At 70.3% G+C, this 23,345-nt stretch carries 26 protein-coding genes; 13 read left to right on the forward strand and 13 right to left on the reverse strand.

The window, feature by feature from the left end:
- Nucleotides 1-243 precede the first annotated feature (243 nt).
- Complete coding sequence (gene argH / locus ACIBK0_RS07000) at nt 244-1,674, reverse strand: argininosuccinate lyase (protein WP_399076459.1); 1,431 nt, start codon at nt 1,672-1,674, stop codon at nt 244-246.
- A 109-nt stretch (nt 1,675-1,783) separates the two neighbouring features.
- Nucleotides 1,784-2,977, reverse strand: coding sequence for an argininosuccinate synthase (locus tag ACIBK0_RS07005; protein ID WP_399076462.1), 1,194 nt, complete (start codon nt 2,975-2,977; stop codon nt 1,784-1,786).
- Nucleotides 2,978-3,178: 201 nt separating this feature from the next.
- Between ACIBK0_RS07005 and ACIBK0_RS07010 the strand changes: the two genes are divergently transcribed.
- Nucleotides 3,179-4,024: a hypothetical protein gene (locus tag ACIBK0_RS07010; RefSeq protein WP_399076464.1), complete on the forward strand. Its 846-nt coding sequence runs from the start codon at nt 3,179-3,181 to the stop codon at nt 4,022-4,024.
- 112 nt (nt 4,025-4,136) lie between these two features.
- Complete coding sequence (locus ACIBK0_RS07015; RefSeq protein WP_399076465.1) at nt 4,137-4,730, forward strand: pyridoxamine 5'-phosphate oxidase family protein; 594 nt, start codon at nt 4,137-4,139, stop codon at nt 4,728-4,730.
- A gap of 61 nt (nt 4,731-4,791) precedes the next feature.
- Here ACIBK0_RS07015 and ACIBK0_RS07020 read toward each other — a convergent pair whose 3' ends face one another.
- Nucleotides 4,792-6,315 (reverse strand): sensor histidine kinase, encoded by a 1,524-nt coding sequence (locus ACIBK0_RS07020; RefSeq protein ID WP_399076744.1) that lies wholly within the window; start codon nt 6,313-6,315, stop codon nt 4,792-4,794.
- A gap of 23 nt (nt 6,316-6,338) precedes the next feature.
- Nucleotides 6,339-7,091, reverse strand: a complete 753-nt coding sequence (locus tag ACIBK0_RS07025) for a response regulator transcription factor (RefSeq protein ID WP_399076467.1) — start codon at nt 7,089-7,091, stop codon at nt 6,339-6,341.
- 184 nt (nt 7,092-7,275) lie between these two features.
- Here ACIBK0_RS07025 and ACIBK0_RS07030 point away from each other — a divergent pair, with 184 nt between their 5' ends.
- The 5 genes from ACIBK0_RS07030 (at nt 7,276) to ACIBK0_RS07050 (ending at nt 12,187) form a co-directional block, all read left to right on the forward strand.
- Nucleotides 7,276-8,637, forward strand: a complete 1,362-nt coding sequence (locus ACIBK0_RS07030) for a ferric reductase-like transmembrane domain-containing protein (protein WP_399076469.1) — start codon at nt 7,276-7,278, stop codon at nt 8,635-8,637.
- Between the two features lie 7 nt (nt 8,638-8,644).
- On the forward strand, nt 8,645-9,130 hold the full coding sequence (locus tag ACIBK0_RS07035; protein ID WP_399076471.1) for an FMN-binding protein: 486 nt from the start codon (nt 8,645-8,647) through the stop codon (nt 9,128-9,130).
- A 124-nt stretch (nt 9,131-9,254) separates the two neighbouring features.
- Nucleotides 9,255-10,592 (forward strand): ferric reductase-like transmembrane domain-containing protein, encoded by a 1,338-nt coding sequence (locus ACIBK0_RS07040; protein ID WP_399076746.1) that lies wholly within the window; start codon nt 9,255-9,257, stop codon nt 10,590-10,592.
- 19 nt (nt 10,593-10,611) lie between these two features.
- The gene (locus ACIBK0_RS07045; protein ID WP_399076473.1) at nt 10,612-11,406 is read left to right on the forward strand and encodes an FMN-binding protein; all 795 of its coding nucleotides are present in this window, start codon (nt 10,612-10,614) and stop codon (nt 11,404-11,406) included.
- The gene (locus ACIBK0_RS07050) at nt 11,399-12,187 is read left to right on the forward strand and encodes an FAD:protein FMN transferase (protein WP_399076476.1); all 789 of its coding nucleotides are present in this window, start codon (nt 11,399-11,401) and stop codon (nt 12,185-12,187) included. Before ACIBK0_RS07045 ends, ACIBK0_RS07050 begins: the two co-directional genes overlap by 8 nt.
- 105 nt (nt 12,188-12,292) lie before the next feature.
- On the opposite strand, the gene ACIBK0_RS07055 is transcribed toward ACIBK0_RS07050, so the two are convergent.
- The 6 genes from ACIBK0_RS07055 to ACIBK0_RS07080 all read right to left on the reverse strand — a co-directional run bounded on the left by ACIBK0_RS07055 (nt 12,293) and on the right by ACIBK0_RS07080 (nt 18,152).
- On the reverse strand, nt 12,293-12,829 hold the full coding sequence (locus tag ACIBK0_RS07055) for an arginine repressor (protein WP_399076478.1): 537 nt from the start codon (nt 12,827-12,829) through the stop codon (nt 12,293-12,295).
- 23 nt (nt 12,830-12,852) lie between these two features.
- The gene (locus tag ACIBK0_RS07060; protein ID WP_399076480.1) at nt 12,853-14,040 is read right to left on the reverse strand and encodes an acetylornithine transaminase; all 1,188 of its coding nucleotides are present in this window, start codon (nt 14,038-14,040) and stop codon (nt 12,853-12,855) included.
- Nucleotides 14,037-14,951, reverse strand: a complete 915-nt coding sequence (gene argB, locus ACIBK0_RS07065) for an acetylglutamate kinase (RefSeq protein WP_399076482.1) — start codon at nt 14,949-14,951, stop codon at nt 14,037-14,039. The genes ACIBK0_RS07060 and argB overlap by 4 nt, the downstream gene beginning before the upstream one ends.
- The gene (gene argJ / locus ACIBK0_RS07070) at nt 14,948-16,117 is read right to left on the reverse strand and encodes a bifunctional glutamate N-acetyltransferase/amino-acid acetyltransferase ArgJ (RefSeq protein WP_399076484.1); all 1,170 of its coding nucleotides are present in this window, start codon (nt 16,115-16,117) and stop codon (nt 14,948-14,950) included. Before argJ ends, argB begins: the two co-directional genes overlap by 4 nt.
- 139 nt (nt 16,118-16,256) lie before the next feature.
- On the reverse strand, nt 16,257-17,285 hold the full coding sequence (argC, locus tag ACIBK0_RS07075; protein WP_399076486.1) for an N-acetyl-gamma-glutamyl-phosphate reductase: 1,029 nt from the start codon (nt 17,283-17,285) through the stop codon (nt 16,257-16,259).
- A gap of 345 nt (nt 17,286-17,630) precedes the next feature.
- A complete protein-coding gene (locus ACIBK0_RS07080; protein ID WP_399076488.1) occupies nt 17,631-18,152 on the reverse strand; it encodes a putative immunity protein in 522 nt (173 codons plus the stop codon).
- Between the two features lie 360 nt (nt 18,153-18,512).
- Here ACIBK0_RS07080 and ACIBK0_RS07085 point away from each other — a divergent pair, with 360 nt between their 5' ends.
- The 3 genes from ACIBK0_RS07085 to ACIBK0_RS07095 are packed head-to-tail and all read left to right on the forward strand — an operon-like array spanning nt 18,513 to nt 19,806.
- A complete protein-coding gene (locus tag ACIBK0_RS07085; RefSeq protein WP_399076490.1) occupies nt 18,513-18,965 on the forward strand; it encodes an SRPBCC family protein in 453 nt (150 codons plus the stop codon).
- A complete protein-coding gene (locus ACIBK0_RS07090; protein WP_399076492.1) occupies nt 18,962-19,315 on the forward strand; it encodes an ArsR/SmtB family transcription factor in 354 nt (117 codons plus the stop codon). Before ACIBK0_RS07085 ends, ACIBK0_RS07090 begins: the two co-directional genes overlap by 4 nt.
- A gap of 47 nt (nt 19,316-19,362) precedes the next feature.
- Nucleotides 19,363-19,806 (forward strand): SRPBCC domain-containing protein, encoded by a 444-nt coding sequence (locus ACIBK0_RS07095; protein WP_399076494.1) that lies wholly within the window; start codon nt 19,363-19,365, stop codon nt 19,804-19,806.
- Between the two features lie 84 nt (nt 19,807-19,890).
- On the opposite strand, the gene ACIBK0_RS07100 is transcribed toward ACIBK0_RS07095, so the two are convergent.
- Both ACIBK0_RS07100 and ACIBK0_RS07105 read right to left on the reverse strand, forming a co-directional pair.
- Nucleotides 19,891-20,283: a hypothetical protein gene (locus ACIBK0_RS07100; protein ID WP_399076496.1), complete on the reverse strand. Its 393-nt coding sequence runs from the start codon at nt 20,281-20,283 to the stop codon at nt 19,891-19,893.
- A 331-nt stretch (nt 20,284-20,614) separates the two neighbouring features.
- On the reverse strand, nt 20,615-21,016 hold the full coding sequence (locus ACIBK0_RS07105; RefSeq protein WP_399076498.1) for a DUF5997 family protein: 402 nt from the start codon (nt 21,014-21,016) through the stop codon (nt 20,615-20,617).
- Between the two features lie 239 nt (nt 21,017-21,255).
- On the opposite strand from ACIBK0_RS07105, the gene ACIBK0_RS07110 reads away from it, so the two are divergent.
- Nucleotides 21,256-22,086 (forward strand): LysR family transcriptional regulator substrate-binding protein, encoded by an 831-nt coding sequence (locus tag ACIBK0_RS07110; RefSeq protein ID WP_399076500.1) that lies wholly within the window; start codon nt 21,256-21,258, stop codon nt 22,084-22,086.
- Nucleotides 22,087-22,090: 4 nt separating this feature from the next.
- On the opposite strand, the gene ACIBK0_RS07115 is transcribed toward ACIBK0_RS07110, so the two are convergent.
- Nucleotides 22,091-22,426: a hypothetical protein gene (locus ACIBK0_RS07115; protein WP_399076502.1), complete on the reverse strand. Its 336-nt coding sequence runs from the start codon at nt 22,424-22,426 to the stop codon at nt 22,091-22,093.
- Nucleotides 22,427-22,473: 47 nt separating this feature from the next.
- On the opposite strand from ACIBK0_RS07115, the gene ACIBK0_RS07120 reads away from it, so the two are divergent.
- Both ACIBK0_RS07120 and ACIBK0_RS07125 read left to right on the forward strand, forming a co-directional pair.
- A complete protein-coding gene (locus tag ACIBK0_RS07120) occupies nt 22,474-22,893 on the forward strand; it encodes a MerR family transcriptional regulator (protein ID WP_399076504.1) in 420 nt (139 codons plus the stop codon).
- Complete coding sequence (locus tag ACIBK0_RS07125) at nt 22,890-23,342, forward strand: carboxymuconolactone decarboxylase family protein (RefSeq protein WP_399076506.1); 453 nt, start codon at nt 22,890-22,892, stop codon at nt 23,340-23,342. Before ACIBK0_RS07120 ends, ACIBK0_RS07125 begins: the two co-directional genes overlap by 4 nt.
- The last annotated feature ends 3 nt before the right edge of the window (nt 23,343-23,345 follow it).

Consider the following 23,345-nt stretch of genomic DNA (forward strand, 5'->3'; position numbering starts at 1 on the left):
TGGTGCCGCGTCAGCCAAGGTTCGCCCCGTCGCGACGCCCGGCACGCTCCCCCACTGCCTTAAGGGCGTGGGAGGTGCCCCCACTCGCCGCACCGGCCGAAAGCCCAAGTACATCCAGCGAAAGCCCAAGTACATCCAGTACGAGGACTTCCGGCCGGCACTCCCCCAGCCTTCGGCCGGGGGGACCCCCAGAGCACGCACCGGACGCCCGTCCTCAACGGGCAAACCTTGGCTGACGCGGCACTAGGCCTGCTTGGCCGTGGCCCATGCGTGCTGGGCCACCACGTCCGCCTTGACCTCGGCGAGCTGGACGGCGACCGCGCTCGGCGCCGTACCACCCCGGCCGTTGCGGGAGGCCAGGGCGCCGGGGACGTTGAGAACCGACCGCACCTCGGGCGTCAGATGCGCGGAGATCTTCGCGAACTGCTCGTCGGTCAGACCGTCGAGCTCCTTGCCCTCGGCCTCGGCGACCTTCACGCACTCGCCCGCGACCTCGTGCGCGACGCGGAACGGTACGCCCTGCTTGACCAGCCACTCGGCGATGTCGGTGGCGAGCGAGAAGCCGGCCGGGGCCAGCTCCTCCATGCGCTCGCGGTTGACGGTGAGCGTGGCCATCATGCCCGTGAAGGCGGGGAGCAGGACCTCCAGCTGGTCGCAGGAGTCGAAGACCGGCTCCTTGTCCTCCTGGAGGTCGCGGTTGTACGCGAGGGGCAGCGCCTTGAGCGTCGCCATCAGGCCGGTGAGGTTGCCGATCAGGCGGCCCGACTTGCCGCGCGCCAGCTCGGCGATGTCCGGGTTCTTCTTCTGAGGCATGATCGACGAGCCCGTCGAGAACGCGTCGTGGAGGGTGACGAAGGAGAACTCCTTCGTGTTCCAGATGATGACCTCTTCGGCGATCCGGGAGAGGTTGACGCCGATCATCGCGGTGATGAAGGCGAACTCGGCGACGAAGTCCCGCGAGGCCGTGCCGTCGATGGAGTTGGCGGAGCTGCCGTGCTCGAAGCCGAGGTCCTTGGCGACGGCTTCCGGGTCGAGGCCGAGAGAGGAACCGGCAAGGGCGCCCGAGCCGTACGGCGACACGGCCGTCCGCTCGTCCCACTGGCGCAGGCGTTCGGCGTCCCGGGACAGGGACTGGACGTGCGCGAGGACGTGGTGGGCGAAGAGCACCGGCTGGGCGTGCTGGAGGTGTGTACGTCCGGGCATGGCGACGTCCGGGTGCGCCTCGGCCAGGCCGATCAGGGCGTCCTGGAGGTCGGCGATCAGGCCGCCGATGATGCGGGCGTGGTCGCGCAGGTACATCCGGAAGAGGGTCGCGACCTGGTCGTTCCTCGAGCGTCCCGCGCGCAGCTTGCCGCCGAGGTCGGGGCCGAGGCGCTCGAGGAGGCCGCGCTCCAGGGCGGTGTGCACGTCCTCGTCGGCGATGGTGCCCACGAAGTCGCCGGACGCCACGTCCGCTTCGAGCCGGTCGAGGCCAGCGAGCATGCGCGTCAGCTCATTCTCGGTGAGCAGGCCCGCCTTGTGCAGCACGCGCGCGTGGGCACGCGAACCGGCGATGTCGTACGGCGCCAGGCGCCAGTCGAAGTGGACCGACGCGGACAGCTTGGCCAGGGCCTCGGCGGGACCGTCGGCGAAGCGGCCGCCCCAGAGCCGTACGTCACCGCTGTTGCTGCTCACTTGCTGTGCTCCTCGGAGGTGGTGGCTGTGTTGTCTGGGGGACCCCCAGATCGCCGTGCGACCGCCTCCTCGTCGGATGCAGACGAAGAGGCGGTGATCACGCTACTGCTTACGCGAGGTCCCGCTGGGCGGCGATCTTCGACGACAGGCTGTAGATGTCGATGAAGCCCTTGGCCGCGGCCTGGTCGAACGAGTCGCCCGTGTCGTACGTCGCCAGGTTGAAGTCGTAGAGCGACGTGTCGGAGCGACGGCCGGTGACGACGGCGCGGCCGCCGTGCAGGGTCATCCGGATGTCGCCGTTGACGTGCTGGTTGGCCTCGTCGATGAAACCGTCCAGGGCGCGCTTGAGCGGGGAGAACCACTGGCCGTCGTAGACCAGTTCGCCCCAGCGCTGCTCGACCTGCCGCTTGTAGCGGGCGAGTTCACGCTCGACGGTGACGTTCTCCAGCTCCTGGTGGGCCGTGATCAGCGCGATCGCGCCCGGAGCCTCGTACACCTCACGGGACTTGATGCCCACGAGCCGGTCCTCGACCATGTCGATCCGGCCGATGCCCTGCTGCCCGGCTCGCACGTTCAGCTCCTTGATGGCCTGGAGCACGGTGACGGGCTTGCCGTCGATGGCGACCGGGACGCCCTGCTTGAAGGAGATGATCACCTCGTCGGCCTCGCGGGGCTCGGCCGGGTTGGAGGTGTACTCGTAGATGTCCTCGATCGGCGCGTTCCAGATGTCCTCCAGGAAGCCCGTCTCCACGGCGCGCCCGAAGACGTTCTGGTCGATGGAGTACGGGGACTTCTTGGTGGTGGCGATCGGGAGCTGCTTCTCCTCGCAGAAGGCGATCGCCTTGTCCCGGGTCATCGCGTAGTCACGGACCGGGGCGATGCACTTGAGGTCGGGGGCGAGGGCGACGATGCCGGCCTCGAAGCGGACCTGGTCGTTGCCCTTGCCGGTGCAGCCGTGGGCGACCGTGGTGGCGCCGTGCTTCTGGGCGGCGGCGACGAGATGCTTGACGATCGTCGGCCGGGAGAGGGCCGAGACCAGCGGGTAGCGGTCCATGTAGAGGGCGTTGGCCTTGATCGCCGGAAGGCAGTACTCGTCGGCGAACTCGTCCTTGGCGTCCGCGACTTCGGCCTCGACGGCACCGCAGGCGAGCGCGCGCTTGCGAATGACGTCCAGGTCCTCGCCGCCCTGGCCGACGTCCACGGCAACGGCGATGACCTCGGCGCCCGTCTCCTCGGCGATCCAGCCGATGGCGACGGAGGTGTCCAGACCGCCCGAGTAGGCGAGTACGACGCGCTCGGTCACGGGGTTCTCCTCACACTCATTCGCTGACATGCATGAGTATGCAGCACTCTGCATGAATCGTCAATCGAGGGGGCATCGACCCGGAAATCCCGGGAGCGATTGAACGCACGAAACCGCTTTCTCGTACTTCACTCCGAACGCAGGCGCCGCGTTTGTACACCCACTTCCGTGCACCCACTCCTGACCAAGTGAGGCTTCCGCATGTCCAGGGCTCTTCCGAAGTACCACAAACGTCGCGTAGCGATGATCGGCGGCGCCGCCGCGGTGGTGTTGTCCGGAGCGGTGATCGCCGGCTCCGCCTTGGCCGGGGAGACGTCCAAGAGCGGCGGCCAGAACGCCACGACGAAGGCCGCGTCCCCGGGAACGGTGAACTGCCCGGCCGTCGCGCCGAGCCTGCCCGCGGTTCCCGCCTCCGCCAAGGCGGAGGTGGACCGCAATCTCGCGCTGCTGAACACCCAGATCTCCGAGGCCGACAAGCGGCTGGTCGACACGGTCGGACAGGGCGGACCCAACTTCGTCCAGAACGCGATCCTCGGCCCGCTCAAGGACAAGCGGGTCGCCACCATCAATCGCATCGCGACAGCCATCGGCCGCACGGCGGCCAAGCCGCAGGGGCTGGACGCCCTGGCGCCGTGCACGCTGAACTCGGTGGGCGGCGGCGCCGCCACGACGCCGAGCGCGGCCGCATCCACGAGCCCGACGGCGCCCGCCCAGACGGGCGGCAACACCGGGAATGCGGGGAGCACCACCGCCGCGGGCACCATCTCCTGCCCCGACGTCGCATCGAAGCTGCCCGCGATCCCCGCCTCCGCCAAGGCGGAGGTCGACCGCAATCTCACGCTGCTGAACACCCAGATCTCCGAGGCCAACACGCGGCTGGCGAACACCGTCGGACAGGGCGGACCCAACTTCGTCCAGAACGCGATCCTCGGCCCCCTGAAGGACAAGCGGGTCTCCACCATCGACCGCATCGCCATCTCCATCGGCCGCACCGCGGCCAAGCCGCAGGGCCTGAACTCCCTCGCCGCCTGCACGCTCACCAAGTGACATGACAGGTACTGTGGCCGCCCCGCGGAGCGCCGGCCGGGGGCGGCCATGGACCCACCGGAACCGTCAATTCATTAGACAGACGAAAGACTTTCTCCAATAATCGTTAGACATGGGAAAGACCTATGAGCGCATTGACGGCCGCCTGCGTACGTTCATCGAGGCGCAGCCCCTCTTCTTCACCGCGACCGCGCCCTTGTCCGGCGACGGCACCATCAACCTCTCCCCCAAGGGACTCACCGGCTCGTTCGCCGTGCTCGACGAGCTGACCGTGGCCTATCTGGACTTCGCGGGTAGCAACGCCGAGACGATCGCGCATCTGCGCGAGAACGGCCGGATCACCCTCATGTGGTGCGCCTTCCAGGGCCCGCCCAACATCGTCCGGGTGCACGGCCGCGGTGAGCCCGTCTTCCGGGACGATCCGCGCTTCCAGGAGCTGCTCACCCACTTCCCGGACATCGACCCGACACCGCACGGACTGCGCGCGATCATTGTGGTGACCGCCGAACTCGTCCGTGACACCTGTGGTTACGCGGTGCCCTTCATGTCCTACGACGAGGATCGCGATCTGCACGCCAAGCGGTTCGCGCGCGAGGACGACGCCTCGCTCGACGCGTACTTCGCCAAGAAGGACCACATCGCCACGAGCCTGGACGGTCTGCCGGGGCTGCCTCTCCCGCTGCCACCGAGTACGACTGCGCCGTAGGGGGCGAGCCGTGTCGTGGCCACCGGTCGTGTGCGGCTGGTCGCGCAGTTCCCCGCGCCCGTTACGAGGCGCCTTCGGCGCCGCCCATCCGTAGGCGGACCGTGAACGTCGTCGATCCCGGACGGCTCTCCAGCCGCACGCTTCCACCGTGCGCCGCCACCACTGCCGCCACGATCGACAGGCCGAGCCCCGCGCCACCGCCCGCTCCCTCGGCGCGGCGACGGTCGGCTCGGGTGAAGCGTTCGAAGACGCCGGGCTGGACGTCCTTCTGGACGCCCGGGCCGTCGTCGTGGACCGTGAGGACGGCCGTCTTGTCGTCGGTCTCCAGCGACACCGTCACCTTGGTGCCCACGGGCGTGTGCAAACGTGCGTTGGCCAACAAGTTGGCCAACACCTGTTGGAGTCGGTGCGCGTCGCCGGTCACCGTCACCGGCTCCTCCGCCAGCTCCAGCGTCCAGCGGTGGTCGGGACCCGCGGCCCGGGCGTCGGTGACGGCATCGAGGACGAGGTGGGTGAGGTCGACGGGGAGCCGTTCCAGAGGGCGGCCGGCGTCGAGGCGGGCAAGCAGCAGCAGGTCGTCGACCATCTCGCCCATCCGGGCCGACTCGGCGGCAATGCGTTCCAGTGCGCGGGTCACCTTGACGGGCACCGGGCCCGGGTGCAACAGCGCCAGCTCGGCATGGCCACGGACCGAGGCCACCGGGGTGCGCAGCTCATGGCTGGCGTCGGCGGCGAAGCTGCGCAGCCGTTCCTCGCTCGCGTGCCGCTTGGTCAGCGCGTCCTCGACATGGCCGAGCATGCGGTTGAAGGCACCGGCGAGCCTGCCCACCTCGCTGCGCGGATCGGACTCGGGCGCACGTGGCGGTAGCGCCACCTCGCCGCTGGCGAGCGGGAGTTCGCTGACCCGCGTCGCGGTCGCGGCGACCCGGCTCAGCGGGCGCAGCGACCAACGCACCCAGAGGGCGCCGGCGACGCCGGCGACGGCGAGGGCCGCGCCGAAGACGGCGGAAGCCACCAGTTCCAGACGGTGGACCGCGGCCGTGACCGGCTCCATCGGCAATCCGGTGATCAGGACGTCGCCGTCGAGACCTGGCACCGCCGTCACCCGGTACTCGCCCACCGTCGACAGGCAGATGGTGTGTCCCCCGCCGTCGAGCGGGACTCCGGCGAGGGCCTTCTTGTCGGCGGCGGTCACCCGCACGTTCACGGCGGTCGCCCTGCCGCCGGAGGGTACGACCGCCGCGTTGGTGACGTCCTGGCCCACCAGCCGGGCGCCGAGCGTCCCGGCGCTCTGGTTGCGTGTGTCGCCGTGTTCGTCGCCGTCGTGGTCCGACGGCTTCACGGCGCCGTGCTCCAGGCTCGCGGGAAATCGCGCCCCCACATCGTGCAGCTGCTGGTCGAGGCGGCCGGTGAGGAAGCCGTTCAGTTCGTACACGGCGGCCACCCCGACGGCGGCGCAGCTGATGGCGAGCAGCACCACGAGCCCGGCGGTGAGCCGCGCCCGCATCGTGCGCGGGCGCGGCAGCCGGCGCACGCCCGCCCCCAGCCACGACCACCGTCCCCTCACCCACGACCACCGCCGCATCGCCCAGGGCCACGCCCGCGGGCTCATCGTGCCGCCACCGGCTTGATCACGTATCCGGCGCCGCGCACCGTATGGATCACGGGCTCGCGGCCCGCGTCCACCTTCTTGCGCAGATACGAGATGTAGAGCTCGACGACATGGGCCCTGCCGCCGAAGTCGTACGACCAGACACGGTCGAGGATCTGCGCCTTGCTGAGGACCCGGCGCGGGTTGCGCATCAGGAAACGCAGGAGCTCGAACTCGGTCGGCGACAGTTCGATCAGCTCGCCGCCCCGGGTCACCTCACGGGCCTCCTCGTCCATGACCAGGTCGCCGACGACCAGCCGTGGCCCCTCGTCCAGTTGCCGGGCCATGCCCGCGCGGCGCAGCAGCCCGCGCAGCCGGGCGACCACCTCCTCCAGGCTGAACGGCTTGGTCACGTAGTCGTCGCCCCCCGCGGTGATGCCCGCGATCCGGTCCTCGACGGCGTCCCGCGCGGTGAGGAAGAGGACACAGACGTCCGGCTTCACCGTGTGCAGGTCGCGCAGCACCTGGAAGCCGTCGGTGTCCGGAAGCATCACGTCGAGGACGACGGCGTCGGGCAGTAGCTCGCGGGCCCCGGCGACGGCCGAGGCCCCGTCGCCCGCCGTGCGCACCTCCCAGCCCTCGTAGCGCAGGGCCCCGGAGAGGACCTCGGCCAGATCCGGGTCGTCGTCGACGACCAGGACGCGGACAGGGGTGCCGTCGGGGCGGGTGAGCGCGGGCCGGCCGTTGCCTCGGGATCGGGGAGTGTTCATGTCGTCTTCCAGCATCGCTCTTCCCGGAGGCCGCACCCTCCCCCGGCGCCTCTGAGTTTCCTCTGAGTCACCTCTCCCCGAGGCTCTCGGTTTCCTGTGAGTCCGCGCTGAACGCGCCTGTTCAGAGGTTCCTCAGAAGTTCCGGACGCACTGTTTCCTCTCGGACAGCCGGAAGGACGGACAGATGACCACGGTGTACGAGCGGGCTGCGGTCCCGCGCCCCACCCGAGGACGCGGGCGACCCCGCCCCTCGCCCGCCGGGCCGCTGCTGGCCCTTCTCTGGGCCGGAGCCGCGGCCGTCGTCGCCCTGTGGTGGACCGACACGCGGTCGGTGGTGGGCCTCGCCGGATGGCTGACCGACGCCGGGCGGATCGCCGGACTGCTGTGCGGCTACGGCTGTGCGGTGCTGGTGGCGCTGATGGCCCGGGTCCCCCTCCTGGAGCGGAACGTGGGCTCCGACCGGGTGGCCCGCTGGCATTCCATGGCGGGCCGGTACACGATCTGCCTGCTTGTCGCGCACGTCACGCTGATCCTCTTCGGGTACGCGTCCCAGGACGGGTCGGGCATCGTGCACGAGACCCTGAGCGTGGTGTTCGACTATCCGGACATGCTCAAGGCGACGATCGGCACGCTCATCCTCTTCGCCGTCGGCATCACCTCGGCGCGCGCCGCCCGCCGCCGGATCCCCCACGAGTTCTGGTACTACGTGCACCTGCTCACGTACGTAGCGGTCTTCCTGGCCTTCTTCCACCAGCTCGCACTCGGCTCCGACTTCGTCGGCAACAGCCTCGCCCAGGCCGCCTGGTACGTGCTCTACCTGGGCACGGCCGCACTCGTCGTATGGTTCCGGCTGCTCGTCCCGGTGCGGCTCAATCGGCGCCATCGGCTGCGGGTGGAGTCGGTGTACCGCGAGGCGCCGGGGGTCTTCTCCATCGTCGTGCGCGGGGAGCGGCTGGACGAACTGAACGCCCAGGCGGGGCAGTTCTTCCGCTGGCGGTTCCTCTCGGACGGGATGCGGTGGACCTCCACGCCGTACTCGCTGTCGGCGCCGCCCCGGCCCGACCGGATGCGGATCACCGTGAAAGCGCTCGGCGACCACAGTGCCGCGGTGGGGCTGCTGCGGCCCGGCACTCGGGTGTGGGCGGAGGGCCCGTACGGCTCCCTGACCGCCGAGCGGCGCACCTCCTCGAAGGCGCTGCTGATCGCGGGCGGCGTCGGCATCACCCCGTTGCGCGCCCTGTTCGAGACCCTGCCGGGCCAGGTCACCCTCCTCTACCGGGCGCGTACGGCCGAAGACCTCGCGCTGGGCGCCGAGTTGGAGGCCATCGCGAAGTGGCGCGGCGCGCGCGTCCTGTACGCGGTCAACGGCGCCGACGGAACGCGCCCGCGATTCACCGCCGAGACCCTGCGGGCGAGCGTGCCCGACATCGCGGCGCACGACGTCTATCTGTGCGGCCCGCCCACGATGGCGCGGGATCTGTACGAGTCGCTGCGCGCGGCGGGTGTCCCCGACCGCCGTATCCACCACGAGTCGTTCGAGCTGTGAGGCCGCCTTGCACGCCCTGAAGAAGCAACGTCCGCTGCGCCGCGTCGTCCTGGCGGCCGCCAGTACCGTCACCGGCGTCGTCCTGCTGCTGTCGCTGAAGCCGCACACACCACCGACCGTGGCCCAGGCGTCCTCGTCCGCCGGCCAGTCCCCGTCGCGGTCCTCTCAGTCCCCCTCTCCCACAAGCACTGCCGGCTCCCCCAAGAGCAGCACGGGCACCAAGACCGTCACCGGTGACACGGTCCAGACCCGTTGGGGCCCCGTCCAGGTGCGCATCACGCTGAAGAACGGAAAGATCACTGACGTCACCGCGGTCGCCTACCCCTCGGACAATCCGAAGGACCAGGAGATCAACAGCTACGCGATCCCCCAGCTCAGGCGTGAGGCGCTCGCCGCGCAGAGCGCCCAGATCGACTCCGTGTCCGGAGCCACGTACACCAGCGACGGTTACCGGCAGTCCCTTCAGTCGGCACTGGACTCGGCCGGCCTCTGAACGCACTGCAGTCGTGGACCGTATCTCTGGGCCAGGGGACCACTCCCCTTGCCCCGTCCCCCCGGACGAACACGGAGGAACCGTGTCCACGATCGCCGGTGGTCGCGCCGCGCGGCGCCAGACCATGCGCCGTATCCGCCCACGCCGCTCGCCCGCCGTCCCGTTGCTGCTCGCCGTCTGGGCGGGGGCGGCCGGGGTCATCTGGCTGTGGTGGAACAACACCCCGTCCATCGCGGACGACAACAGCAAAATCCTCAATGCGGGCCGGATCACCGGACTGCTCGCCGGTTATCTGATGGCGCTCGTGGTGCTGCAGATGGCCCGTGTTCCCGCCCTGGAGCGCCGGGTGGGCTCCGATCGGGTCGCGCGCTGGCACGCCATGAGCGGCCGGTACACGATCTGTCTGGTCCTGGCCCACCTCTTCCTGACCATGTGGGGCTACGCCCTGCAGTCCGGGAAGGGGCTCGGCGGGATCGTGCAGCAGACCATCGACTCGGTCAACCAGCTGCCCGGCATGGGCAAGGCCGCGATCGGCACGGGTCTGCTGGTGCTCATCGGGTTCATCTCCGTCGGCGGCATCCGCCGCCTCATCCCGTACGACACCTGGTACCACGTCCATCTGCTGACATACGCAGCCGTGTTCCTGACGTTCTGGCACCAGCTGTCCACCGGCAACGACTTCGCCGTCGAGCCCGTCGCGAAGACGGTCTGGTACGGGCTGTACGGGACGGTGACCGCGCTCGTGATCTGGTACCGGATCCTCGCGCCGATCCGGCTCAACCTCAAGCACCGGATGCGGGTCGAGGCGGTGATCGAGGAGACGCCCGGGATCGTGTCGGTGCTGATCAGCGGGCAGAAGCTGCACCGGATGGGCGCGGAGGCCGGGCAGTTCTTCCGCTGGCGCTTCCTGGCGCCGGGGATGCGGCTCAGCTCCCACCCGTACTCGCTGTCGGCGGCGCCCCGCCCCAACATGCTGCGCATCACCGTGAAGGCGATCGGCGACCACAGCGCCGCGCTGCGCGACCTGGAGCCGGGCACCCGGGTCTGGGCGGAGGGCCCGTACGGGGCGCTGACAGCGGGCAAGCGCAGCCGCGGCAAGGTGCTCCTGGTGGCGGGTGGCGTCGGTATCACTCCGATGCGGGCGCTCTTCGAGACGCTGCCCGGCGCCTCCGGCGACCTGACGCTGCTCTACCGGGCCAACAGCACCCAGGACCTGGCCCTGTGGGACGAGCTCGCCACCATCTCCAAGGAGCGCGGGGCCCGCCTGATGTACGCGGTGAACAGTCCCGAAGGGGAGCGCCCGGACATCTCGGCGGAGTCGCTGCGCCGGAAGCTGCCCGACATCGACCGCCACGACGTCTTCATGTGCGGGCCGCCCGGCTTCGCGCAGCAGGTGTACGAAGCACTGCGCGGCGCGGGGGTCCCCGCCCGCCGCATCCATCACGAGTCGTTCGAGATGTGAGCGACGGGAGTCAGGAGCGATGAAGAAGAGTCACCCCATTCGGCGCGTCATGCTCGCCACCGCCGCCACCGTGTCCGGGATCGTCCTGCTGCTGTCGCTGAAGCCGTCCTCGGACCCTGCGGCCGCAGCCGCGGGAGCGGCCCCTCAGCAGACGGCGGCCGGGCAGGAGTCGCCCCAGGGCGGCAGCGCGCAGCAGACGGGTACGCAGACCGTCACCGGTGACGTGGTGAAGACCCAGTACGGGCCGGTCCAGGTAGAGCTGACCATGAGCGGCGGCAGGATCACCAAGGCGGACGCGGTCCAGGCCCCCAAGGGCGGAACCAGCGACCAGAAGACCGCTCTGGCCGTACCCAAACTGAACGAGGAAGCGGTCGCCGCACAGAGCGCGGACATCGACGCCGTCTCCGGAGCGACCTACACGAGCGGCGGATACAAGCAGTCCCTGCAGTCGGCCCTGGACAAGGCGAAGGCCGCCGGCGGTACGTCGGGATCCTCGGGAGCTGCCGGGGCCTCCTCGTCGCCGCAGGCCCCGGCCACGCAGGCCCGCACCGTCACCGGAAACGTGGCCCAGACCCAGTACGGACCCGTCCAGGTACGGCTCACCCTCACCGGCGACAAGATCACCAAGGCCGAGGCCGTCCAGGCGCCCAGCGGCGGAACCAGCACCCAGAAGACGGCCCTGGCCGTCCCCAAACTCAACCAGGAAGCCGTCGCCGCCGGGAGCGCCGACATCGACGCCGTCTCCGGCGCCACCTACACCAGCAGCGGATACAAGCAGTCCCTGCAGTCGGCCCTGGACAAGGCCGGTGGCTGAGCCCGCGGAGGCCCCGCCCGCGCTGCGCCACGCCGAGGAGGTCATGGGCACGGTCTTCTCCTTCGACGTACGGGGCGGGGAACCGGCGGCCGTGCAGGCGGCGTTGGAGGAGGCGATCACCCAACTCCACCACGTGGACGAGGTGTTCAGCACCTACCGCGAGGACAGCCAGCTCTCGCGTCTCGCGCGCGGTGAGCTGACGGTCGAGGAGTGCGATCCGGAGGTCGCCGAGGTGCTCGGTCTGGGCGCGGAGGCGGAGCGGCTGAGCGAGGGCTGGTTCAGCACGACGTACCAGGGTGAGCTCGACCCGACGGGGATCGTGAAGGGCTGGGCGACCGAGCGTGCGGCCCGGCACATCGCGGCGGCCGGGGCGAGCGGAGTCAGCGTCAACGGCGGCGGCGACGTCCAGCTGTGCGGCGTGCCCGGGTCGCACCGGCCCTGGCGGGTCGGCGTGTCGGACCCGCTGCGCCCGGGTTCGCTCGCCGCCGTGGTCTCCGCGGCCGGCGTCGACGAGCTCGCCGTGGCCACCTCCGGCACCGCCGAGCGCGGCACCCACATCGTCGACCCGCGCACCGGCAGGTCCGCGGTCACCGACCTGGTCGCCGTGACCGTGGTGGGGCCCCGACTGACCTGGGTCGACGCCTGGGCGACGGCGGCGTTCGCGATGGGCTCCCGCCAGGCCCTGGACTGGCTGGAGTCCCTCCCCGACATCGAGGCCCTGCTGATCACTGCGGGGGACGAGGTGAGATGCACCGGGGGGTTGGCTCAAAGACTGGGCTGAGACCTGTAAGGGACGCGGGGAACTGCGCGAGCAACCACAACCGGCCCGCACCTGGACACACAGAGGCGCACCCCGACCGGGGGTGCGCCTCCACCGTCGTACACCTCAGTGATGGTTCTGAGCCAACCGCAAGAGGTGATCGGCCAGCGCCTGACCGCCGGTCGGGTTGCGACTGATGAGCAGCAAAGTGTCGTCCCCGGCGATCGTGCCGAGAATGTCATGCAGCTCGGCCTGGTCGATGGCCGAGGCGAGGAACTGCGCGGCCCCCGGCGGGGTCCGCAGCACCACAAGATTCGCGGAGGCCTCCGCGGAGATCAGCAGCTCCGCGGACAGCCGCCGCATCCGCTCCTCCTTCGCCGACTCACCCAGCGGCGCGCGCGGCGTGCGGAAGCCCCCCTCGCTCGGTACCGCGTAGATGAGGTCGCCGTCGTTGTTGCGGATCTTCACCGCGTTCAGCTCATCCAGGTCCCGGGAGAGCGTCGCCTGGGTGACGCTCAGCCCGTCGTCGGCGAGAAGCTTCGCCAACTGGCTCTGGGAACGCACCGGTTGCCGGTTGAGGATGTCCACGATCCGGCGGTGGCGTGCGGTGCGGGTCTGCGGCACGGCAGGCCCTGCGTGCTCGTGGTCCTGCGCCTGACTCATCGTCGTCGTCCCATTTCTCAGGATCATCCATCCCCGTTGGCTGCGTCGAGGACACCGGGAAGGGCCTGGAGGAACGCGTCCACTTCGTCATCGCCGAGGTTCAGCGGCGGCATCAGCCGTACGACATCGGGGGCGGGCGCGTTCACCAGGAAACCGGCGTCCTGAGCCGCCTGCTGCACCTGGGGCGCGAGCGGCTCGGTGAGCACGATACCCAGGAGCAGCCCCGCACCCCGGACAAGGTCGATCAACGGGTGCCCAAGTGACTCGATTCCGTCCCGCAGCTTCTCGCTCGTGCGCTTCACGTTCTCGAGGAGTCCTTCGGACTCGATCGTGTCGAGTACGGCCAGTCCGGCGGCGCAGACGACCGGGTTGCCGCCGAAGGTCGTGCCGTGGTGGCCAGGCTTCAGCAGCCCGGCGGCCCGGCCGAAGGCGACGGTGGCGCCGAGCGGCAGTCCGCCGCCGAGGCCCTTGGCGAGCGTGACGACGTCCGGCAGCACGCCCTCGTGCGCCTGGTACTCGAACCAGTGTCCGGTCCGGCCGATTCCGGTCTGCACCTCGTCGAGGACCAGGAGGGCTCCGGTGGCGGCGGTGATGGCGCGGGCGGCCTTGAGGTAGCCGACGGGCGGCACGACCACGCCGTTCTCGCCCTGAATGGGCTCGATGATCACCAGGGCGGTGTCCTCGGTGACCGCTTCGGCCAGGGCCTGCGCGTCGCCGTACGGGACATGCGTGACGTCGCCGGGCAGCGGCAGGAACGGCTCCTGCTTGGCGGGCTGGCCGGTGAGCGCGAGCGCGCCCATGGTGCGGCCGTGGAAGCCGCCGGTGGTGGCGACCATGTGGGTCCGGCCGGTGAGCCGGCCGATCTTGAAGGCGCCCTCGTTGGCCTCGGCGCCCGAGTTGCAGAAGTACACCCGGCCCTCGCGCCCGAAGAGCTGCAGCAGCCGTTCGGCGAGTGCGACCGGCGGCTCGGCGACGAAGAGGTTGGAGACATGGCCGAGGGAGCCGATCTGCCTGCCGACGGCCTCGACGATCGCGGGGTGGGCATGGCCGAGCGCGTTGACCGCGATCCCGCCGACGAAGTCCAGGTACTCCTTGCCGTCGGCGTCCCACAGCTTGGTCCCGGCGCCCCGGACGAGCGGCAGCCGCGGGGTGCCGTAGTTGTCCATGAGCGAGCCCTGCCACCGCTGGGTGAGCTCTTCGTTGCCGGTCATGCGGCGTCCCCCGCTTCCTCGTCGTCCGGCACGACCATCGTGCCGATCCCCTCGTCGGTGAAGATCTCCAGCAGGATCGAGTGCTGGACCCGGCCGTCGATGACGCGGGCCGTGGTGACGCCGTTGCGCACGGCGTGCAGACAGCCCTCCATCTTCGGCACCATGCCGCTGGCCAGCTCGGGCAGCAGTTTCTCCAGCTCGGAAGCGGTGAGGCGGCTGATCACCTCGTCGCTGTTCGGCCAGTCCTCGTAGAGGCCCTCGACGTCCGTGAGGACCATGAGGGTTTCGGCCCCCAGTGCCGCAGCGAGTGCCGCAGCCGCCGTATCAGCATTGACGTTGTAGACATGTCCGTCGTCCTGGGAGCGGGCGATCGAGGAGACGACCGGGATCCGGCCGTCGGAGAGCAGCGCCTCGATGGCGCCCGTGTCGATGGCGGTGATCTCGCCGACCCGCCCGATGTCGACCAGTTCACCGTCGATCTCGGGCTGGTGCTTGGTGGCCGTGATGGTGTGCGCGTCCTCGCCGGTCAGGCCGACGGCGAGCGGACCGTGCTGGTTGAGCAGCCCGACCAGCTCGCGCTGCACCTGTCCGGCCAGCACCATGCGTACGACGTCCATGGCGTCCTCGGTCGTGACGCGCAGCCCCGCCTTGAACTCGCTGACGATGCCGTGCCGGTCGAGGGCGGCGCTGATCTGCGGCCCGCCGCCGTGCACGACGACCGGCTTCAGACCGGCGTGGTGCAGGAACACGATGTCCTGCGCGAACGCCGCCTTCAGTTCCTCGTCGATCATGGCGTTGCCGCCGAACTTGACGACGACCGTCTTGCCGTTGTGCCGGGTCAGCCAGGGCAGCGCCTCGATGAGGATCTGCGCCTTGGGCAGAGCGGTGTGTTTCCTGGTCACATTGCTCATGAGGAGTACGCGCTGTTCTCGTGGACGTAGTCGGCGGTGAGGTCGTTGGTCCAGATCGTGGCGGTCTCTGCGCCCGCGGCGAGGTCGGCGACGATGTGGACCTCGCGGTAGCGCATGTCGACGAGGTCGCGGTCCTCGCCGACGCCGCCGTTCTTGCAGACCCATACGCCGTTGATCGCGACGTTGAGCTGGTCGGGTTCGAAGGCCGCCCGGGTCGTACCGATGGCCGAGAGGACGCGGCCCCAGTTGGGGTCCTCGCCGTGGATCGCGCACTTGAGGAGGTTGTTGCGGGCGATCGAGCGGCCCACCTCGACGGCGTCGTCCTCGCTCGCGGCGTTGATGACCTCGACCTTTATGTCCTTGCCGGCGCCCTCGGCGTCACGGATGAGCTGCTGACCGAGGTCGTCGCAGACCGCCCGTACGGCCTCCGCGAACTCCCCGTATTCCGGGGTGATGCCGCAGGCGCCGGAGGCGAGCAGCAGCACGGTGTCGTTGGTGGACATGCAGCCGTCGGAGTCGACGCGGTCGAAGGTGACCTTCGTGGCCGCGCGCAACGCCTTGTCGAGGGTCTCGCTGTCCACGTCGGCGTCCGTGGTCACCACCACGAGCATGGTGGCGAGGCCGGGGGCGAGCATGCCGGCGCCCTTGGCCATGCCGCCGACGGTCCAGCCGTCCTTCGTCACCACCGACGTCTTGTGGACCGTGTCGGTGGTCTTGATGGCGATGGCGGCCTTTTCGCCGCCGTGCGGGCTGAGGTGGGCGACTGCCGCGTCGACGCCCGGCAGCAGCTTGTCCATGGGCAGCAGCACGCCGATGAGCCCGGTCGAGCACACCGCGACCGTGCCCGCGCCGATCTCGCCGAACCCCGCGGCGTCGAGGGACTCGGCCACCTTCTCCGCCGTGGCGTGGGTGTCCTGGAAGCCCTTCGGCCCCGTACAGGCGTTGGCGCCACCGGAGTTGAGGACGACGGCGGTCAGCCAGCCGCTCTTGAGAACCTGTTCCGACCAGAGGACCGGCGCGGCCTTCACGCGGTTGGAGGTGAAGACGCCCGCGGCGGCGAGGCGGGGCCCGTTGTTGACCACGAGGGCCAGATCCAGGTTGCCGTTCTCCTTGATCCCGGCGGCGATCCCCGCCGCCGTGAATCCCTGTGCTGCCGTGACACTCACTGCATCTCCTTGTTCGCCCCGCCGCGGTAGCGGCTGATGTCACCGTCGCCCGTACAGCGCAGAGGTGCGGCCTTCATCGTTGTCTGCGGCCCGGCGGCTGCGCGTGCTCCCGCAGCTACCGCTGGGCGGTACCCCCAGCTCACGGTGCGACTCCGATCGTGGAAAGACCCAGCTCCTCGGGGAGCCCCAGGGCGAGGTTCATGCTCTGGACGGCACCCCCGGCGGTGCCCTTGGTCAGGTTGTCGATGGCGCTGATCGCGATGATGCGGTGCGCGGCGGCGTCGTACGCGACCTGGACCTGAACGGCGTTGGAACCGTAGACGGACGCCGTGGCGGGCCACTGCCCTTCGGGCAGCAGGTGCACGAACGGCTCGTCGGCGAACGCCTTCTCGTACGCGGCCCGTACGGACTCGACGGTGACGCCGGGCTTCGCCTTGGCGCTGCAGGTGGCGAGGATGCCGCGGGGCATCGGCGCGAGGGTGGGCGTGAAGGAGACGGTGACGGGCTCACCGGCGGCCGCGCCGAGGTTCTGGATCATCTCGGGGGTGTGCCGGTGGACGCCGCCGACGCCGTACGGGGACATCGACCCCATGACCTCACTGCCGAGGAGGTGCGCCTTGGGCGCCTTGCCCGCACCGGACGTCCCGGAGGCGGCGACGATCACGGCCTCGGGCTCGGCGAGCCCGGCCGCGTACGCCGGGAAGAGGGCCAGGGAGGCGGCCGTCGGATAGCAACCGGGCACCGCGATGCGCTTGGACCCCTCCAGCGCAGCGCGGGCACCCGGCAGTTCGGGGAGGCCGTAGGGCCAGGTCCCGGCGTGCGCGGAGCCGTAGAACTTCTCCCAGTCGGCCGGGTCCTTCAACCGGAAGTCGGCACCCATGTCGACCACGAGGACATCCGGGCCGAGCTGCTCGGCGACGGCGGCGGACTGCCCGTGGGGCAGCGCGAGGAAGACGACGTCGTGCCCGGCGAGCACGTCGGGGGTCGTCTCCTGCAGGACCCGGTCCGCGAGCGGCAGCAGATGCGGCTGCAGCGCGCCGAGGCGCTGGCCCGCGTTGGAGTTGCCGGTCAGGGCGCCGATCTCGATCTCGGGGTGCACCAGGAGCAGACGCAGCAGTTCCCCGCCCGCGTACCCACTTGCTCCCGCCACTGCCGCACGTACCGCCATGGAACCCTCCTCTTGGATGGCATGACTATACGTTTCGCTGCACGTTTATGCAATCCCGTCCTCGGCGGTCCGGAGATCGGGGGTGTGACCGAGTCCTGAGCCTGCTGGTGAACGGTTGAGTCGGCCCGCTCGGCGTTGGGGGTGACCCACCTGCGGCGGGAGCCGGTCGGCCGGCCGGGTTCAGAGCCTGAGCACTTCAGCCGACGCGTCAGCAGTGGATCCGGCGCGTTGAGCTTGTCGAGTCCAGGGTGTCGGCGAACCGATCTGCACACGTGTTGCTCCGGGGAGCGTGGTGGGGGGCTTTGCCGTTCCGGCGGTCCCCACAGAGGCGGCATGCCTCGCTGATCAGCGGCGAAGGGCCGTGTCGAGCTGGTAGTAGAGCGCGTCCAGCCGACTACGGCCAGGACTGCGAGCCGGCATCCGCCGCACGAGCTCGCGAACTGCCGGCGAGACGTGGTCGATCGCCCATCGGATCTCCTCGTCACCGGCCCTGGCGTCATCGCCCGCCGCGAGCTCACGAGCGCGCGCCTCGTAAACCGCAGGTCCAAGGGCGTGCTTCGACTGGTGAGGGGTGGCCAAGGGGTGGATGTAAGGTGTCGCCGCCGCGTAGCACGCGGCGCGGGCGGCGGCTGTGGCAGCCGGGTCGCCGACCTCGCGTGCGGCTGCGTGAGCCGCCCAGGCAAGGGAGCGCAGTCGCCCTGTCCGCTTCCCCTCGCGCACGAAGGCCCGGATGCCCTCGATCGCCTCGCGAGGACGGGTGTCACAGGGAGCCTTCGCCTCGAACAGCGGGAGCACTCGCTCGACGCAATCGGCGGCCCACAGCCCGAGAAGTCGGCGGTCTTCCTCGGTTATGGTCACCTTGTCCACCCGCACATCATGCCGGTTCGGGTGCTTCCTGTCGCCGCCGACCACACCGGCGACGGAGTCGACTCCCCCCGTGCGGACTGGGCGCCGCGATGCTCAACTCGCCCGCCGAAGTGCTCAGTACCGAAACTCAACCACCTGGCGCCTCCTACGGCGCCCGGATCAGCGCCGTCCACGCCGCCCGGTTCCCCCAGCGCGGCGCACCGGCCACCCCCCTCCGCCTGCGCGAAGCAGTACGTCAACCACTTCCTGGAGACGCGGCAGCCGTCGGCCGCAGTTACGCAACCAATGGTTGCGCGACTGCGTATTGCGCGCTAGCGTAATACGCAACCAAACGTTGCACGTGGGGAAAGGGTGGAGAGCATGGAGTACGGCAGCATCGAACGCGAGATCCACGTCGACGCCTCGCCCGAGGTGGTCTTCGAGGTCGTCAGCCGGCCCGAGCACATCTCGGAATGGTGGTCCGACGACGCCGACATCGAAGCGGCTCCCGGCGCTGTCGGTGAGCTCGTCTGGGGCGACAGGGCAGAGGTCGTCCCGATCACCGTGGTGAACGCCGAGCCGCCTCGATTGTTCTCGTTCCGCTGGTGCTATCCCGACGGCAAGGTCGACGACTCGGCCAACACCCTGCTGGTCACCTTCGAGCTCACCCCGTCGGGCACGGGCACGAGGATTCGGCTCACCGAGACCGGATTCCGGGAGATGGGCTGGGAGGCCGCCAAGCTGGAGGAGCAGTACCGCGAACACGGCGTCGGTTGGGACACCTTTGTTCCCCGCCTCGGGGAGTACGTCGCGCGGCTGGTGTCAACGCCATGACGACCGCCGTCGACGACGCCCTGTGGTCCGCGGTCGGGGACCCGACCCGTCGGCGGATGCTCGATCTGCTCCTGGCGGACGGCAACGGCACCGCCACCAGCCTCAGCGAGCAGCTACCCGTGACACGGCAGGCCATCGCGAAACATCTCGGCGTGCTCGACCGCGTCGGTCTGGTGCACGCCACGCCTGCCGGGCGGGAGAAGAGGTACCGGGTGGACGAGGCTCAACTGGCCCGCGCGGTCGCTCAGTTGTCCTCGGTGGGGGCGGCATGGGACGCCAGGCTCCGGCGCATCAAGCAGATCGCCGAGGCGATTCAGCGCAGCAAGGATCAGCAGGGCACCCAGCCGTGAATTCAGGCCGCACAGACGAGAACCAGGACCGAAAAGAGGAATCGAAAATGGTGGACATCCTGCACAGGGTCGGAATCAAATCGCCGGTGGCCGATGTCTACGCGGCCTTGACCACCGCCGAGGGGCTTGCCGGCTGGTGGACGACCAACACACAGGGCGAAGGCAACGACCTCGGCGGCGTGGTCCAATTCCGGTTCGGGGCCGGTGGATTCGACATGAAGGTCCTCGAACTCGACCCGGGCAAGCACGTGCTGTGGGAGGTGGTCGACGGACCCGAAGAATGGATCGGCACGCACGTGGACTGGGACCTCGATCAGGTCGACGACCACACCATCGTTCTCTTCAAGCACGAAGGCTGGAAGGAGCCGGGGGAGTTCATGCACCACTGCAGCACCAAGTGGGCGGTCTTTCTGATGAGCCTGAAGTCGCTGATCGAAACCGGGAAGGGCGCTCCGGATCCCCACGACGTCAAGATCGACAACTGGAACTGACGCTCCGCTCGATTCGCATGCGTGCGCTCGAGTCGGCCGGACGGGCCGACTCGAGCACTGAGTCGACGGGGGCAGGGCAGCGCCTCAGTCGGCGAGCTGCTGCGCGGAGGTCAGCCATCGCCAGCGTGGGCGTTCCGTGACAAGGGTGGCGGCGGCCAGGAGGGTCACCGGGACCGCAGCCCACGCGGGCCAGGCCAGCCACGAGGAGACCACGGCCGCGGCGAGCTGGAGCAGCACCAGCAGGATCGTGACCCGGCCCGGCACCGCGATGATCACGTTCGTCTTGTCACCCGGAGTGGAGAAGCAGGTCGGAAGGCCGATCAGCAGCACCACGGACAGGGCGGCGAGCAGCCATGAGCGGTCGGCCAGTGCCCACGGAGTCGCTACCCAGGCGACGAGTTCCACGGCGAAGCGCAGGGCTGACGCGGTGCGGTCGTCCGGGCGTCCCGGGATCGTGTCGTCGGCAGAGTCGGTCACCCGCGGACGATCTCACGGCGGGTGCGCGGATGTCAGGGGCTTGACGGGCCCGACTGCCAGGGCTCGAGGCGTCGCGGTCGCCGCGGTGCCGCCACGCTCACGTCTCTCAGGCGGAGGCCGTCGGCGGTGCCGCGCTGCCGACCGATGAACTCGCCCCGCGGGCGGACCTCGGGCGACCAGCCCCAGGGACCCCGGGCCCCGGGGTCACCGGAGTGGCGGGACGGCTGGGACGGGCCACCGGGCCGTGCCGGTGAAGGCTGGGACGGGCCACCGGGCCGTGCCGGTGAAGGCTGGGACGGGCCCCACCGGGCCGTGCCGGTGAAGGCCTGGGTCAGCGCGGGTCGCCGGAACGAGCCGCGCGCTCCGCGTTCTTCTCCTTGATGCGGGCCGCTTCCTTGCGGACTTCGGCCTGGGTGGCGCGCTCCTTCTGCAGCCACTCGGGGTTGTCCGTCTTCAGCGCCTCGATCTGCTCGGTGGTGAGGGCCTCGGTGACCCCGCCCCGGGCGAGCCCCGCGATGGAGACGCCCAGCTTGGCCGCGACGACGGGCCGGGGGTGCGGGCCGTCGCGGCGCAGCTCACGCAGCCACTCGGGCGGGTCGGCCTGCAGCGCATTCAGTTCGGCACGCGAGACGACACCCTCCTGGAACTCGGCGGGGGTGGCCTCGAGGTACACACCCAGCTTCTTGGCCGCGGTCGCGGGCTTCATCGTCTGGGTGGTCTGGTGCGAACTCATGGTGTCAAGGGTATCGAGCATGTGAGCCACCTCCGACCACACGCGTCCGGCACCCGACTGTGACGTGCGCGCCACCCGACCCTCGCGAGCGTGGCACCCGCCCTCGCCCGTGCGCCGCCCCGACCGTGACCGGTGGGGTGCACATGACCATGACCGGGGCCGCCCACGACCACGACCGGGGAGGCGCTCATGACCACGACCGGTGAGGCGCCGATGACCACGACCGGTAACCTGACGAAGTGACTGGCTCCGAAGCACCCCCCTCGTTCCGGCTCGCGTACGTCCCGGGGGTCACACCCGCCAAGTGGGTACGGACCTGGAACGAGCGGTTCCCCGCCATCCCGCTGGCCCTCGTCGCGGTGCCCGCCGCCGAGGCGTTCGGCCTGCTGCGGAGCGGTGGCGCCGACGCGGGCTTCGTGCGGCTGCCGGTCGACCGGACCGACCTCAGCGCGATCCCCTTGTACACCGAGACGACGGTGGTCGTGGTCCCGAAGGACCACGTCGTGGCGGCGGTCGACGAGGTCTCCACGGAGGATCTGGCCGACGACATCGTGCTGCACCCCCTCGACGACACCCTCGACTGGGAGCGCCTGCCGGGGAAACCCGCGTTCGAGCGCCCCGCCACCACGGCGGACGCGATCGAACTCGTGGCGGCGGGCATCGGAGTCCTCGTCGTCCCGCAGTCCCTCGCCCGCCTCCACCACCGCAAGGACCTCACCTACCGGCCGGTCACGGACGCCCCCGAGTCGCGCGTCGCGCTGTCCTGGCCGCAGGACGAGACCACCGACCTGGTGGAGGACTTCATCGGGATCGTCCGCGGCCGGACGGTCAACAGCACGCGCGGTCGTACCCCTGCCGCCGCCCAGCCGAAGTCCCAGCCCGCGGCCAAGCGCTCCGACGCGCGCGGCGGCGCCCGGCAGAAGCCCGCGGCGGGCAAGGCGAGCGGCAAGAGCGCACGCGGCGCCGGTTCGGGTTCGGCCAGGGGCGGAACCAAGGGCGGAACCAAGGGCGGGGCGAAGGGCGGACCCAAGGGTGGAGCCAAGCGCGGCAAGCCCCGCCGCCGCCCCTGACCCCTCAGTCGGCGATCATCCGGTTGCCCAGCCACGCGCCGCGCTCCGTGCCGCGCTCGCGCTGACGGCGTACGAGGTACCGACCGGACGCGATGCCGGTGCCACCGTGTTCGAGGTGGATGAGGTGCACGACCTCCAGGACGTCGATCATGCCGAGGGCGAGCCCCGCGGGGGCGCGCACGGAGGTCGTCCAACGGCAGGTGCCGGCGTCGGCCACGAGGGAGTGCGGGTTGCCGCCGGCGGCGCTGCGGAGCAGTTCCACGGCGGGGACGTCTTGCCAGCGGGCGTGCGGGAACACGCCGACATGCCGTGCCAACGAGCCCGTACGGGATGCGATCACCGAGAGGGCTTGACCTGGAGCGCGCTCCAGGTTCTACCGTTCTTGTCATGACCAGCGGACAGCCCCTCCCGCACCACCAGGAGCCGACGCTCACGATCGCCGAGGTCGTCGAGCGCACCGGGCTCTCGCACGACACGTTGCGGTACTACGAGAAGGCCGGCCTGATCGAACGGGTCGGCCGCACCACCGGGAACCAGCGGCGCTACGAGATGGCCGACCTGGCCTGGCTGGAGTTCCTGATCCGGCTGCGCGAGACAGGCATGTCGATCGCGGACATGCAGCGGTTCGCACAGCTGCGGGCCCGGGGCGACGCCACGGTCCCCGACCGGCTGGCGATGCTCCGGGAGCACCGCGCCGACCTCGGGGACCGCATCCGCGCACTGCGCCGCAACGCGGCTGCCCTCGACGACAAGATCGACCACTACGAACGGCTGCTCGACCAGCCGGGATCGGACGACCTCTCATGAGCAACGCCACCACCCTGAGCACGGCCACCACCCGCGAGGAGCGCTTCGAGCACGGCCTGGAAGTCCTCCAGCGGGTGGACGGCGAGGCCGGGCAGCGGGTCGTCGACGCGCTCGCCGACATCAACCCCGAACTCGGTCACCAGATCGTCGCCTGGGCCTTCGGCGACATCTACGACCGGCCCGGACTCGCCCCGCGCGACCGGCAGTTGGTGACCCTCGGCATGCTCACCGCGCTCGGCGGCTGCGAGGCCCAGCTCGACGTGCACGTCAACGCCGCTCTGAACGTGGGCCTCACACCGGAGCAGATCGTCGAAGCGCTGCTGCACTCCGCGGTGTACTGCGGTGTCCCCAAGGCGCTGAACGCCACGTTCGCGGCGAAGAAGGTGTTCGCCGAGCGTGGGCTGCTGCCCGTCGGACAGCAGCCCACGACGTCGGCCGACCTTTCCTGAGGG

Source organism: Streptomyces sp. NPDC050564 (genome assembly GCF_044457265.1).
Lineage (GTDB): Bacteria > Actinomycetota > Actinomycetes > Streptomycetales > Streptomycetaceae > Streptomyces.

Excerpts from the sequence above, each read along its gene's own strand:
- ACIBK0_RS07010 (WP_399076464.1), top strand. The coding sequence starts at position 3,179 with ATGTCCAGGGCTCTTCCGAAGTACCACAAACGTCGCGTAGCGATGATC.
- ACIBK0_RS07015 (WP_399076465.1), top strand. The coding sequence starts at position 4,137 with ATGGGAAAGACCTATGAGCGCATTGACGGCCGCCTGCGTACGTTCATC.
- ACIBK0_RS07020 (WP_399076744.1), bottom strand. The coding sequence starts at position 6,315 with ATGCGGCGGTGGTCGTGGGTGAGGGGACGGTGGTCGTGGCTGGGGGCG.
- ACIBK0_RS07025 (WP_399076467.1), bottom strand. The coding sequence starts at position 7,091 with ATGAACACTCCCCGATCCCGAGGCAACGGCCGGCCCGCGCTCACCCGC.
- ACIBK0_RS07030 (WP_399076469.1), top strand. The coding sequence starts at position 7,276 with ATGACCACGGTGTACGAGCGGGCTGCGGTCCCGCGCCCCACCCGAGGA.
- ACIBK0_RS07040 (WP_399076746.1), top strand. The coding sequence starts at position 9,255 with ATGCGCCGTATCCGCCCACGCCGCTCGCCCGCCGTCCCGTTGCTGCTC.
- ACIBK0_RS07045 (WP_399076473.1), top strand. The coding sequence starts at position 10,612 with ATGAAGAAGAGTCACCCCATTCGGCGCGTCATGCTCGCCACCGCCGCC.
- ACIBK0_RS07055 (WP_399076478.1), bottom strand. The coding sequence starts at position 12,829 with ATGAGTCAGGCGCAGGACCACGAGCACGCAGGGCCTGCCGTGCCGCAG.
- ACIBK0_RS07060 (WP_399076480.1), bottom strand. The coding sequence starts at position 14,040 with ATGACCGGCAACGAAGAGCTCACCCAGCGGTGGCAGGGCTCGCTCATG.
- argB (WP_399076482.1), bottom strand. The coding sequence starts at position 14,951 with ATGAGCAATGTGACCAGGAAACACACCGCTCTGCCCAAGGCGCAGATC.
- argC (WP_399076486.1), bottom strand. The coding sequence starts at position 17,285 with ATGGCGGTACGTGCGGCAGTGGCGGGAGCAAGTGGGTACGCGGGCGGG.
- ACIBK0_RS07085 (WP_399076490.1), top strand. The coding sequence starts at position 18,513 with ATGGAGTACGGCAGCATCGAACGCGAGATCCACGTCGACGCCTCGCCC.
- ACIBK0_RS07090 (WP_399076492.1), top strand. The coding sequence starts at position 18,962 with ATGACGACCGCCGTCGACGACGCCCTGTGGTCCGCGGTCGGGGACCCG.
- ACIBK0_RS07095 (WP_399076494.1), top strand. The coding sequence starts at position 19,363 with ATGGTGGACATCCTGCACAGGGTCGGAATCAAATCGCCGGTGGCCGAT.
- ACIBK0_RS07105 (WP_399076498.1), bottom strand. The coding sequence starts at position 21,016 with ATGAGTTCGCACCAGACCACCCAGACGATGAAGCCCGCGACCGCGGCC.
- ACIBK0_RS07120 (WP_399076504.1), top strand. The coding sequence starts at position 22,474 with ATGACCAGCGGACAGCCCCTCCCGCACCACCAGGAGCCGACGCTCACG.
- ACIBK0_RS07125 (WP_399076506.1), top strand. The coding sequence starts at position 22,890 with ATGAGCAACGCCACCACCCTGAGCACGGCCACCACCCGCGAGGAGCGC.